At 76.8% G+C, this 12,131-nt stretch carries 11 protein-coding genes; 10 read left to right on the top strand and 1 reads right to left on the bottom strand.

What is annotated here, in order from left to right; all coding sequences use genetic code 11:
• Nucleotides 1-59 precede the first annotated feature (59 nt).
• A complete protein-coding gene (locus HB370_RS05680; RefSeq protein WP_030784032.1) occupies nt 60-953 on the bottom strand; it encodes a polysaccharide pyruvyl transferase family protein in 894 nt (297 codons plus the stop codon).
• Nucleotides 954-1,279: 326 nt separating this feature from the next.
• Here HB370_RS05680 and HB370_RS05675 point away from each other — a divergent pair, with 326 nt between their 5' ends.
• The 10 genes from HB370_RS05675 to HB370_RS05630 all read left to right on the top strand — a co-directional run bounded on the left by HB370_RS05675 (nt 1,280) and on the right by HB370_RS05630 (nt 12,023).
• A complete protein-coding gene (locus tag HB370_RS05675) occupies nt 1,280-2,287 on the top strand; it encodes an NAD-dependent epimerase/dehydratase family protein (RefSeq protein WP_030784029.1) in 1,008 nt (335 codons plus the stop codon).
• Nucleotides 2,288-2,319: 32 nt separating this feature from the next.
• On the top strand, nt 2,320-3,954 hold the full coding sequence (locus HB370_RS05670; RefSeq protein WP_030784026.1) for a carbamoyltransferase C-terminal domain-containing protein: 1,635 nt from the start codon (nt 2,320-2,322) through the stop codon (nt 3,952-3,954).
• Nucleotides 3,951-4,949 carry a glycosyltransferase gene (locus HB370_RS05665; protein ID WP_030784024.1) on the top strand — a complete coding sequence of 333 codons (999 nt, stop codon included), beginning with the start codon at nt 3,951-3,953 and terminating at the stop codon, nt 4,947-4,949. Before HB370_RS05670 ends, HB370_RS05665 begins: the two co-directional genes overlap by 4 nt.
• Nucleotides 4,946-5,488 (top strand): HAD-IIIA family hydrolase, encoded by a 543-nt coding sequence (locus HB370_RS05660; RefSeq protein ID WP_030784021.1) that lies wholly within the window; start codon nt 4,946-4,948, stop codon nt 5,486-5,488. The genes HB370_RS05665 and HB370_RS05660 overlap by 4 nt, the downstream gene beginning before the upstream one ends.
• Nucleotides 5,485-6,495, top strand: coding sequence for a glycosyltransferase family 9 protein (locus HB370_RS05655; RefSeq protein ID WP_030784019.1), 1,011 nt, complete (start codon nt 5,485-5,487; stop codon nt 6,493-6,495). The genes HB370_RS05660 and HB370_RS05655 overlap by 4 nt, the downstream gene beginning before the upstream one ends.
• Nucleotides 6,492-7,454 carry a glycosyltransferase gene (locus tag HB370_RS05650; RefSeq protein WP_030784018.1) on the top strand — a complete coding sequence of 321 codons (963 nt, stop codon included), beginning with the start codon at nt 6,492-6,494 and terminating at the stop codon, nt 7,452-7,454. Before HB370_RS05655 ends, HB370_RS05650 begins: the two co-directional genes overlap by 4 nt.
• The gene (locus HB370_RS05645) at nt 7,451-8,683 is read left to right on the top strand and encodes a glycosyltransferase (RefSeq protein ID WP_030784016.1); all 1,233 of its coding nucleotides are present in this window, start codon (nt 7,451-7,453) and stop codon (nt 8,681-8,683) included. Before HB370_RS05650 ends, HB370_RS05645 begins: the two co-directional genes overlap by 4 nt.
• Entirely contained in the window at nt 8,680-9,390 is a 711-nt protein-coding gene (locus HB370_RS05640) for an SIS domain-containing protein (RefSeq protein ID WP_051815723.1), read from the top strand. The genes HB370_RS05645 and HB370_RS05640 overlap by 4 nt, the downstream gene beginning before the upstream one ends.
• Nucleotides 9,387-10,820, top strand: a complete 1,434-nt coding sequence (locus HB370_RS05635) for a PfkB family carbohydrate kinase (RefSeq protein WP_030784010.1) — start codon at nt 9,387-9,389, stop codon at nt 10,818-10,820. Before HB370_RS05640 ends, HB370_RS05635 begins: the two co-directional genes overlap by 4 nt.
• A gap of 213 nt (nt 10,821-11,033) precedes the next feature.
• A complete protein-coding gene (locus HB370_RS05630; protein ID WP_030784007.1) occupies nt 11,034-12,023 on the top strand; it encodes a glycosyltransferase family 9 protein in 990 nt (329 codons plus the stop codon).
• Nucleotides 12,024-12,131: the final 108 nt, after the last annotated feature.

Here is a 12,131-nt window from a genome sequence, read left to right as displayed (position 1 = left end):
GTGCCGTCGCCGCGCCGAGTGCCCCGGGTACCGCGCGTTACACGGACCGCCACGCGCGGTCAGCGGGTCGAGTGACGGGCGGCGGCCGTCCGGCCCGCCCCGGACAGCGCCCACCCCCACCAGTGGTCCAGCAGCGACGGGGACAGCGCGTCCGCCGCCACCAGCGCGGGCCAGCCCACGGCACGCGCCTGCGCCGTGACCTTGGCCCCGCCCGCCACCGGGTCGACCGCGATCACCGGGGTGCCGGTCCGCAGTGCCAGGACCAGACCGTGCAGCCGGGTGGTGACCACCACGTCGCAGCGGGCGACCAGGGCGAGGAACTGTTCGGCGGTGGCGCACAGCCGCCAGTCGTCCACGGCCAGCCGGGTCTCGGCCGGCACCCGCGTACAGTCCTGGCCGGCCAGCCAGGACGTGATCGTGTCGTTGACCTCCGCGTGCCGCCGCCGCGCGCCGTACTCGCCCTGCCCCGAGGAGAGCACCACCGCGGCCACCGGCGGCAGCGGACCCACCGGGGCGTCCGCCGCGAGGTCCCGGCGGGCCGGGGCCGCGGTGCCGTCCCGGGCGACGATCGTGTGGAAACCGGTGGCCGCCGGGTCCGCCGGGTCGACCACCGAGACCCCGGCCGCCAGTCGTGTGCAGGACCTGAACCTTGCATGGAGGGCGGCGACTTGGGGTCCGTGCACCGGACCGCACACGAACAGCAGCGTGTCGTAGGCGCCCGGGTCGGCCGTCTCCAGGGACAGCGCGCCGGGCCGGAACCCGGGGCTCCACGCCGTGTCGTGGGGGATGCCGGCCCCGGTCAGCGCCGCCGACATGTGCCGCTGGGCGAGCACGTCCCCGGCCGTCGCCTCCCCGTCCCGGAAGCTGAACCAGCCGGTGAGCAGCAGCTTCTCCGGGGGCCGGCCGGGTGCGCGCAGGGTGTGCAGCACGGCTGCCGGGACGTCGTGGTGCATGGGGGCCTCCACCGTGGTAACGAGGCGCCTGAGTCGCGCGAGTACCCCTGATTCCGGAGAATAAGAGTCCAACGTGTGAATCCAACTGGCAGGGGAACCCAGCTGCCAGTGCCGTCCAGCCAGTGGCGGCCCCGCAGGGCGGTCCCGGACGTCTCCGGGACCCGGGCCCTGTCCTCTTCCTCCCCGACGGGCCGGTCACGCCGGGCCCGGTGACACGGCACGCGCCGAACACCCGTACACAGCCCGGCCGTAGACGGACGGCGCCCTCCACAGCGCGCTTCCGGCCGCGCACGACGGGGACGAAGGACGACGAAGGAGAAGCCCCCATGACTGGTGCCACACCGTTCTCCTGGCGGCGCGCCCTCGTGACCGGCGGTGCCGGCTTCCTCGGCTCCCACCTGTGCGAGCGGCTGCTGGATTCGGGCGTCGAAGTCGACTGCGCCGACAACCTGGTCTGCGGGCGGCGCGAGAACATCGCGCACCTGGAGGCGCGGCCCGGCTTCCGGTACGTGTACTGCGACGTCAGCGCTGCCGACTGCGCCGAACGCCTCCCGGGCCCGTACGACCTGGTCCTGCACTTCGCCTGCCCCGCCTCGCCCGCCGACTACCTCCGCCTGCCGCTGGAGACCCTGGAGGTCGGCAGCAACGGCACCCGCAACGCGCTGGCCGTCGCCGAACGCGACGGCGCCCGGTTCCTGCTCGCCTCCACCTCCGAGGTGTACGGCGACCCCCAGGTCCACCCGCAGCACGAGGGCTACTGGGGCAACGTCAACCCCATCGGGCCGCGCAGCGTGTACGACGAGTCCAAACGGTTCGCCGAGGCCCTGGTCACCGCGCACACCGGCACCCGGGGCACGAACGCCGGCATCGTGCGGCTGTTCAACACCTACGGGCCGCGGATGCGCGCCCACGACGGCCGGGCCGTGCCCACCTTCATCTGCCAGGCCCTGGCCGGCGAACCCCTCACCGTGACCGGCGACGGCAGCCAGACCCGCTCCCTGTGCTACGTCGACGACACCGTGGACGGCATCCTGCGGGTCGCCGCGAGCAGGTCCGTACGGCCGGTGAACATCGGTGGCAGCGACGAGATCACCGTCGCCGACCTGGCCCGCCGGGTGGTCGCCCTCACCGGCTCCCGCTCCCCGATCGCCTTCATCGACCGGCCCGTGGACGACCCCGGCCGGCGCCGGCCCGACACCACCCTCGCGCGCGAGCTGCTCGGCTGGTCGCCGCAGGTCCCGTGGGAGGAGGGGCTGAAGCAGACCATCGCCTACTTCGCCGCCCTGCCCCCGCAGCCGGTGGCGCCCGCGCAGGACCCGGCCCCGCAGTCCTGACCCCCGCCCCTCCCCGGCCCTGGAGACAGCGCATGCACGTCCTAGGAATCAACGCACTCTTCCACGACCCCGCCGCCGCCCTGATCACCGACGGCCACGTCGTGGCGGCGGCGGAGGAGGAGCGGTTCTCCCGCCGCAAGCACGGCAAGCGGCCCGTACCCTTCTCCGCCTGGGAGCTGCCCGAGCAGTCGGCCCGCTGGTGCCTGGAGCAGGCCGGACTCACCCCGTCCGACCTGGACGCCGTCGCCTACTCCTACGATCCCGTCCTCGCCCGCCCCGCCGAGGAGATGGGCCTGCACGACCCCTGGGACCACCTGCGCCAGGAGTACGCCCGGCAGGCCCCCGGCTTCCTCGCCGAGGCACTGCCCGGACTCGACCCGGCCAAGGTGCGGTTCGTCCCGCACCACGTGGCGCACGCCGCGTCCGCCGGGGCCGTCTCCCCGTACCCCGACTGCGCCGTGCTCGTCCTGGACGGCCGCGGCGAGTGCGGCTCCCACCTGGCCGGCCGGTACACCAACCGCGAGCTGACCGTCCTCGCCACCCAGCAACTGCCCGACTCCCTCGGCCTGTTCTACGAGGACCTCACCCAGCACCTCGGATTCCTGCGCAGCAGCGACGAGTTCAAGGTCATGGCGCTCGCCTCCTACGGCACCCCGCGCTTCGCCGCCCGGCTGCGCGCCTACGTCCACGCCGACGACCGGGGCGGCTTCCGCGCCCGCCCGGTGCCCTGGGCCGACCTCGTCCCGCCCCGCCCGGCCGGCGGCACCTGGCACCAGGACCACGCCGACCTCGCCGCCAGCGCCCAGCTCTGCCTGGAGGAGGCCATGCTGGCGCTCGCCCGTCACCTGCGCGAACGCACCGGCGAGGACGCCCTCACCCTGGCCGGCGGGGTCGCGCTGAACTGCGTCGCCAACACCCGGCTGTGGCGCGAGAGCGGCTTCACCCACATCTGGGTGCAGCCCGCCGCGGGCGACGCGGGCACCGCGCTCGGCGCCGCCGCGCACATCGCCGGGCAGAAGGACACCCTGGAGCCGATGGAGACTGCCGCCCTGGGCCGCGGCTGGAGCGACGCCGAACTGCGGGCCTGGCTGGAGCGGGCCGCCGTACCCTACGAGGAACCCGCCGACATCGCCGAGACGGCCGCCGAGACACTGGCCGCCGACGGGATCGTCGCCTGGTTCCAGGGCCGCAGCGAGTACGGGCCGCGCGCGCTCGGACACCGCTCCCTGCTCGCCCACCCCGGCAAGGCCGAGAACCTGGAGCGGCTCAACGCGGTCAAGGGCCGCGAGGAGTTCCGGCCCGTCGCACCCATGGTGCTCGCCGAACGCGCCGCCGAGATCTTCGACGGGCCGCTGCCCAGCCCGCACATGCTGTTCGTGCACGACGTCGCCGCCGACTGGAAGGCCCGCATCCCGGCCGTGGTGCACGTCGACGGCACCGCCCGCATCCAGACCGTCGACCGCGCCCGGGAACCCCTGGTGGCCCGGATGATCGACGGCTTCGAACGGCGCACCGGGCTGCCGGTCGTGGTCAACACCAGCCTCAACACCGCCGGACGGCCCATGGTGGACGACCCCCGGGACGCCCTGGAGTGCTTCGGCTCCGCCCCCGTGGACCTGCTGGTCCTCGGCCCGTTCGCGATCCGCCGGGGAAAGGCGTTCGCATGACCGACGCGCCCGCCTACACCGTCGTCGTCCCCACCATCGGCCGGCCCTGCCTCGGCGAGTGCCTGCGCGCACTCGCCGAGGGCACCGCCGAGCACACCCCGCACGAGGTGGTCGTGGTGGACGACCGGCCCGCGCCCGAGGGCGGCCTGCCCCTGGAGAGCGCCGGACAGCTCCTGGACCGGGTACGCACCCTGCGCACCGGCGGCAAGGGCCCGGCCGCCGCCCGCAACGCCGGCTGGCGCACCGTCCGCACCCCCTGGACGGTCTTCCTGGACGACGACGTACAAGTGCTGCCGGACTGGTCCCGGCACCTCGCCGACGACCTGCGCGCGGCCGGCCCCGACACCGGCGGCGTCCAGGGGCGGCTGCGCGTCCCGCTCCCCGCGGACCGCCGGCCCACCGACTGGGAACGCACCACCAAGGGCCTGGAGAACGCCGCCTGGGCCACCGCCGACATGGCCTACCGCACCGAGGCGCTCAAGCGGACCGGCGGCTTCGACGAACGCTTCCCGCGCGCCTTCCGCGAGGACGCCGACCTCGCCCTGCGCGTCCAGCGGGCCGGCTGGAACCTCACCCGGGGCACCCGGATCACCCGGCACCCCGTCCGCCCCGCCCACTGGTGGGCCTCGCTGCCCGCCCAGCGCGGCAACGCCGACGACGCCCTGATGAACCGGCTGCACGGCCGGGACTGGTGGGCCCGCGCCCAGGCGCCCCGCGGCCGGCTGCCCCGCCACGTGGCGGTCACCGGCGCGGCCCTCGCCGCCACCGCCTGCGCGCTGGCCGGGCGGCGCCGCACCGCCACCGCCTGCGCGGCCCTGTGGACCCTCGGCACCGCCGAGTTCGCCCTCGCCCGGATCCTGCCCGGGCCGCGCACCGCCCGGGAGATCGCCGGGATGCTCGGCACCAGCGTGCTCATACCGCCGCTCGCCGTGCGGCACTGGCTGCGCGGCGTCGTCCGGCACCGCAACGCCCGGCCGCTGGGGGGTGCCGGATGACCACCGTGTCCGCGATCCTGTTCGACCGCGACGGCACCCTCGTCGCGGACGTGCCCTACAACGGCGACCCGGAACGGGTCCGGCCGCTGCCCGGCGCCCGGGAGGCCGTCGCGCTGGCCCGCTCCCACGGCCTGGCCACCGCGGTGGTCAGCAACCAGTCCGGCATCGGCCGCGGACTGCTCACCACCGAGCAGGTCCGGCGGGTCAACGAGCGCGCCGACGCCCTGCTGGGCGGGCTGGACCTCTGGCTGTTCTGCCCGCACATCCCCGAGGACGGCTGCCCCTGCCGCAAGCCCCGCCCCGGCCTGGTCCGCGCCGCCGCCGTCCGGCTGGGCGTCCCGCCCGCCGCCTGCCTGGTCGTCGGCGACATCGCCGCCGACGTGCTGGCCGCCCGCGCCGCCGGCGCCCGGGGCGTGCTTGTGCCAGGCGCGGCCACCGCGCCCGAGGAGACCCGGCGGTTCGCCGCCCACAGCGCCCCCGACGTGCTCACCGCCGTCCGGGGCGCCCTCGGCGTCGCGGCGGGGAGGGCACCGGCATGAAGACCCTCGTCGTCCGCCTCGACAGCTTCGGTGACGTGCTCCTCGCCGGGCCCGCCGTCCGCGCCGTCGCCGCCCACAGCACCCGGGTCACCCTGCTGTGCGGCCCGCGCGGCGCGGACGCCGCCCGGCTGCTGCCCGGCGTGGACGAGGTCCTGGTGTGGGAGGCCCCCTGGGAGGGCTTCGACCCGCCCCCGGTACGCCCCGCCGACATCGACGCCCTCCTCGGACGGCTGCGCGCCGGCGCCTACGACAGCGCGCTCGTCCTCACCTCCTTCCACCAGAGCCCGCTGCCCACCGCCCTGCTGCTGCGGCTCGCCGGCATCGGCCGGATCGGCGCCGACAGCACCGACCACCCCGGCCGGCTCCTCGACGTACGCCACCGGCGGCTGCCCGGCCGGCACGAGGCCGAGGCCGCGCTCGACACCGCCGCCGCCATGGGCTTCACCCCGCCCCCCAACGACGACGGACGGCTGCGCGTCCTGCCGCCCCCGGACACCGGCGGCCTGACCGGCTACGGCCCCTACGTCGTCCTGCACCCCGGCGCCAGCGCCCCCGCCCGCGCCTGGAGCCCGCACCGCTGCGCCGAGGCGGTCACCCTGCTCGCCGACGCCGGACACCGCGTCGTCGTCACCGGCGGCCCCGGCGAACGGGACCTCACCCGGCGGGTCAGCGGCGACGTGGCCGTGGACCTCGGCGGCCGGACCTCCCCGCGCACCCTCGCCGGGGTGCTCCGCCTGGCCGACGTCGTGATCAGCGCCAACACCGGCCCCGCCCACCTCGCCGCCGCCGTCGGCACCCCGGTCGTCTCCCTGTTCGCGCCCGTCGTACCCGCCGAACGCTGGGCGCCCTACGGCGTCCCCGTCATCCTGCTCGGCGACCAGTCGGCACCCTGCGCGGACACCCGGGCCCTGACCTGCCCGGTGCCCGGCCACCCCTGCCTGGACGAGGTCACCGGCCAGGACGTGGTGCGCGCGGTCCACAAGCTCATCCAGGAGCGGCCCTCATGAACATCCTCGTCTGGCACGTGCACGGATCCTGGCTCACCGCCTTCGTGCAGGGCCCGCACACCTACCTCGTCCCGGTCACCGAGGACCGCGGACCCGACGGCCTGGGCCGCGCGAAGACCTGGGACTGGCCCGGGACCGTCCGGGAACTCACCCCGGCCGAACTCCGGGACGCCGACATCGACCTGATGGTCCTTCAGCGGCCGCACGAACCCGGCCTGGCCCTGCGCTGGACCGGCCGCCGGCCCGGCCTGGACGTCCCCGCCGTCTACGTCGAGCACAACAGCCCCGACGCCGCCCCCGAACGCCAACGCCACCCGCTGGCTGGGCAGTCGGCCGTCCCGGTCGTGCACGTCACCCACTTCAACCGGCTGATGTGGGACAACGGCCGGGCCCCCACCGAGGTCGTCGAGCACGGCATCATCGACCCCGGCCCGCTGTGGACCGGCACCGAGCGGCGCGCCGCCGTCGTCGTCAACGAACCGGTGCGCAGGGGCCGTACCACCGGCACCGACCTGCTGCCCCGGTTCGCCCGCTGCGCCCCCCTGGACGTCTTCGGCATGCGCACCGAGGGCCTCGCCGACCACCTCGGCCTGCCGCCCGGGCGCTGCCGCACCCGGGACCTGCCCCAGCACGAGCTGCACCGGGAGATGGCCCGGTGCCGCCTGTACCTGCACCCCGTGCGCTGGACCTCGCTCGGCCTGTCCCTGCTGGAGGCCATGTTCCTCGGCATGCCCGTAGTCGCCCTCGACACCACCGAGGTCCGCGAGGCCGTCCCCGAGGGCGCCGGAGTGGTCTCGAACCGACTCGACGTACTGGAGGACGCCGTACGGGCCTTCCTCGCCGACCCCGAGCACGCCCGCGCGACCGGCGCGGCGGCCCGGGCCGCCGCACGCGCCCGCTACGGAGAGCGGCGCTTCCTGGACGACTGGGAGCGCCTGATCAAGGAGGTCACCCGATGAGCCGCATTCCGCACTCGGCCGGGCGCGTCGCCATGGTCTCCGAGCACGCCAGCCCCCTGGCCGCGCTCGGCGGGCCGGACGCGGGCGGCCAGAACGTGTACGTGGCGCAGGTCGCCCGGCAGCTCGCCAGGAAGGGGTACCGGGTCACCGTGTACACCCGGCGGGACTCGGTGGGCCTGCCGGACCGGGTGACGCTCATCGACGGCGTCCAGGTGGTGCACGTGCCCGCCGGGCCGCCCGCACCCGTCCCCAAGGACGAACTCCTGCCCCACATGCACGAGTTCGGGAACTTCCTGGCCCGGCAGTGGGCCGAGCACCCGCCCCACGTGGTGCACGCCCACTTCTGGATGTCCGGCCTGGCCGCCCTGGCCGGCGCCCGCGACCTGAACATCCCCGTCGTGCAGACCTACCACGCGCTGGGCACCGTCAAGAGGCGCTACCAGGGCGCCGCCGACACCAGCCCCCCGCAGCGCCTCGCCGTCGAGGAGGCCATCGGCCACGAGTGCGCCCGGATCATCGCCACGTGCAGCGACGAGGTGGCCGAACTGAAGGCCATGGGCCTGCCCGAGGACCGGATCAGCGTCGTGCCCTGCGGCGTCGACCCCGAACAGTTCACCCCGGTCGCCCACACCCGCCCGCCCGGCGCCCGCAAGCGGCTGCTGGCCGTCGGCCGGCTGGTGCCCCGCAAGGGCTTCGACCGCGCCATCCGCGCCCTGGCCGGCGTCCCCGACGCCGAACTCCTCATCGTCGGCGGCCCCGAGGCCGACCTGCTGCGCACCGAACCCGAGGCCGCCCGCCTGTACGGCATCGCCCGCGAGTACGGCGTCCTGGACCGGGTCACCCTGCTCGGCGGGGTGGGCCGGGCCCGCATGCCCCGGCTGATGTCCAGCGCCGACCTGGTGCTGTCCCTGCCCCGCTACGAGCCCTTCGGCATCGTCCCGCTGGAGGCCATGGCCTGCGCCACGCCCGTCGTCGCCACCGCCGTCGGCGGCCAGCTCGACACGGTCGTGGACGGCACCACCGGCCTGCTCGTCCCGGCCGACGAGGACCACGACCTCGGCGCGGCCCTGCGCGCCCTGCTCGCCGACCCCGACCGGCTCGCCCGCTACGGAGCCGCCGGCCGCGCCCGTGTCCTCGCCCACTACACCTGGGACCGGGTCGCCGACGGCGTGGCCGGGGTGTACGGCGCCGTGTCCCCGATCCGCTCGCTCTCGGGAGTCGTCCGATGAACACCGCCACCGACACCACGCACTGCGACGACCTCGCCAAGGCCCTGGAGGCGTTCCGCGACCACGCCCCCCTCATCGAGCGCTGGGGCACCGAACTCGCCCGGCGGCTCTGCTCGGGAGCCCGGCTCCTCGTCGCCGGCAACGGCGGCAGCGCCGCCCAGGCCCAGCACCTCACCGCCGAGCTCGTCGGCCGCTACCGCGACGACCGCCCGCCGTTCTCCGCGCTCGCCCTGCACGCCGACACCTCCTCCACCACCGCGATCGCCAACGACTACGGCGTCCAGGAGGTGTTCGCCCGTCAGACCGCCGCCCACGGCCGCCCCGGAGACGTGCTCCTGCTGCTGTCCACCAGCGGCGCCAGCGCCAACCTGCTGTCCGCCGCCGAGCGCGCCCACCGGCTCGGCATGACCGTCTGGGCGCTGACCGGACGGTCACCCAACCCGCTGCAACTCGGCGCGGACGAATCCCTGTGCGTCGACGCCCCCGTGGCCGCCACCGTCCAGGAACTCCACCTGGTCGCCGTACACATGCTCTGCGAGACCTTCGACCGGGCGGTGGAGAACGGCGAGGCCGGGCGGGCGGCCGCCGACGGCACACCGGGTGCCGACGGCAAACCGGGGGTGGTCGGGCGGCTCGTCGGCCGGGCCCGCACCGTCGGCCGGACCACGCCCGGCGCACCCGTCGCCCCGCGGAAGGGGCAGGCATGACCGACACCCCGACGCCCCCGACGCCCCTGGTCGTCGTCGGCGACGCCCTGCTCGACCACGACCTGTGCGGCCGGGCCGAACGGCTCGCCCCGGACGCGCCGGTGCCCGTCGTGCACGGCACCCGGCGCAGCTCCCGCCCCGGCGGCGCGGCCCTCGCCGCCTGCCTCGCGGCGGCCGACGGACGCCCCGTCACCCTGGTCACCGCCCTCGGCACCGACCCCGCCAGCGACACCCTGCGCGAGCTGCTGGCGGGCCGCGTCCGGCTGGTCGAGATCCCCCTGGACGGCACCCTCAGCAGCAAGACCCGAGTCCTGGCCGGGGACCGGCCGGTGCTGCGCCTGGACGACGGCGAGGGCCGCGCCCGCGAGGCCACCGGGCAGGCGGTCACGGCGGTGGCGGAGGCCGGGGGAGTCCTCGTCGCCGACTACGGCCGGGGCACCGCCGACGTCCTGCGGGACGCCCTGGCCCACACGGCGGCCCCCGTCGTCTGGGACCCCCATGTGCGCGGCCGGCCCCCCGTGCCCGGCGTCCGCCTCGTCACCCCCTCCGCCCAGGAGGCCCGCGCCTTCGCCCGGCGGCTGGCCGGGGACGACGAGGAGACGGCCGGCGACACGGCCGGACTGCGCACCGCCGCCCGGGACGCCCGCGCCCTGGTCCGGGCCTGGCGGGCCCAGGCCGTCGCGGTCACCCTCGGCGACCGCGGCGCCCTGCTGTCGCACGGCGAGACCCCGCTGCTGGTACCGACCCCGGGCACCGCCACCGGCGACCCGTGCGGCGCCGGCGACCGGTTCGCCGCCGCCGCGGCCGGACTGCTCGCCGACGGCGCCCTCACCGAGGCCGCCGTCCAGTCCGCCGTGCACGCCGCCACCCGCTACGTCGCCGAGGGCGGCGCCCGCGCCGTCGCCACGCCGGACCGGCCGGACACACCCGCCGAGTCCCCGGCCGACGGCGACACCACCGCCGACGCCGTGCGCACCGCCGGCCGGGTCCGGGCCGCGGGCGGCACCGTCGTCGCCGCGGGCGGCTGCTTCGACCTGCTGCACGCCGGGCACGTCGCCCTGCTCCAGGCCGCCCGCCGGGCCGGCGACTGCCTGATCGTCTGCCTCAACTCCGACGACTCCGTCCGCCGCCGCAAGGGCGACGGCCGCCCCCTGGTGCCGGCCGCCGACCGGGTACGGGTGCTGCGCGCCCTGGAGTGCGTGGACGCCGTCGCCGTCTTCGACGAGGACACCCCCGAACGCATCCTCGGCGAACTCCGCCCGCACATCTGGGCCAAGGGCGGCGACTACGCGCGGACCCGGCTGCCCGAACAGCCCCTGGTGGAGAGCTGGGGCGGACAGGTCCTGCTGCTGCCCTACCTCGACGGCCGCTCCACCACCGTCCTCGCCCGCCGGGCGGCCCTGACCCCCACGGCGGGAGACCAGCCGTGACCCCCGCACCCGCCTTCCGCGCCCGGCGGAGGCCCACCGCGCGCCCGCGGCCGTCCAGCGTGCCCACCCGGCGGCCGGGCCCCGGCACCCCCCGAGTGCCGCCTCTGGCCCGGCTGCCCGGGAACGCGGGTGCACCGGGCCCGTGCCGCCCCACCGTTCCGGGGTACTCGCCGCCCAGCCCGCGTTCCCGCCACCGCCCCGAAAGGCCGCCCGATGACCACTGAGCAGACCCCGCGCGTCCTGGTCCTGCGTGCGCTGGGCCTGGGTGACCTGCTGGCCGGTGTGCCCGCGCTGCGCGGGATCCGCCGGGCCTTTCCCGGGCACCAGGTCGTCCTCGCCCAGCCACCGGGCCTGACCGAACTCGCCCTGGCCACCGGGGCGGTCGACACCGTGTTCCCGGCCGAGGCGCCGGGCCGCGCGGTGCCCGACCTCCGCCACTGGCCGGGACCGCCCCCCGAAGTCGCCGTGGACCTGCACGGCAACGGACCCGAGAGCCGCGACGCCCTGGCCGCCCTGCGCCCGCGCCGGCTGCTCGCCCACGCCTGCCCGGACGGCCCGCCCTGGCCGGCCCACGTCAACGAACGCGACCGCTGGTGCGCCTTCCTGCGTGGCTACGGCATCCCCGCCGACCCCCGAGACCTGCGGCTGCCCCGGCCGGCCACACCGTCCCCGGCCCCCGGCGCGGTCGTCGTGCACCCCGGCGCCGCCTCCGGCTCCCGCCGCTGGCCGCCGGAGCGGTTCGCCGCCGTCGTACGCTGCCTGCGCGCCGCCGGGCACCGTGTGGTCCTCACCGGCGGCCCCGGCGAGGAGACGCTGGTCCGCGAGGTCGCCGAACGCAGCGGCCGGCCCGGCACCGACGTGCTCACCGGCGGCCTGCCGCCCGGCCGGCTGTCCGCCCTCGTCGCCGGCGCCTCCCTGCTGCTCAGCGGCGACACCGGCCTCGCCCATCTCGCGGTGGCCCACGGCACCCGCTCCGTCACCCTGTTCGGCCCCGTCTCCCCCCGCCTGTGGGGGCCGCCCCCCGGCCCGGACCACCTCGCGCTGTGGAAACCCGGCCCGCCCGGCGACCCGCACGGCCACGCCCCCGACGCCCGCCTGCTGCGCATCGGCACCGGTGAGGTCGCCGCGGCCTGCCTGACCCTCCTCCGGGACGCCCGCACCCGGCACCGGCCCACCGGCCCGGAGGTGGCACATGCCCGCTGAGCACATCCCCGCCCAGCCTGCCGGGCTGCCGTACGGCAGGCGGCACATGTGCGCCACCCCACCGGCTGCCAGGCGGCACATGTCCGCCGAGCACACCCCGGCTCGCGG

Source organism: Streptomyces sp. DSM 40868 (genome assembly GCF_011820545.1).
Taxonomy (GTDB): domain Bacteria; phylum Actinomycetota; class Actinomycetes; order Streptomycetales; family Streptomycetaceae; genus Streptomyces; species Streptomyces eurythermus.
This window is presented reverse-complemented; position numbering and strand designations above follow the sequence as displayed.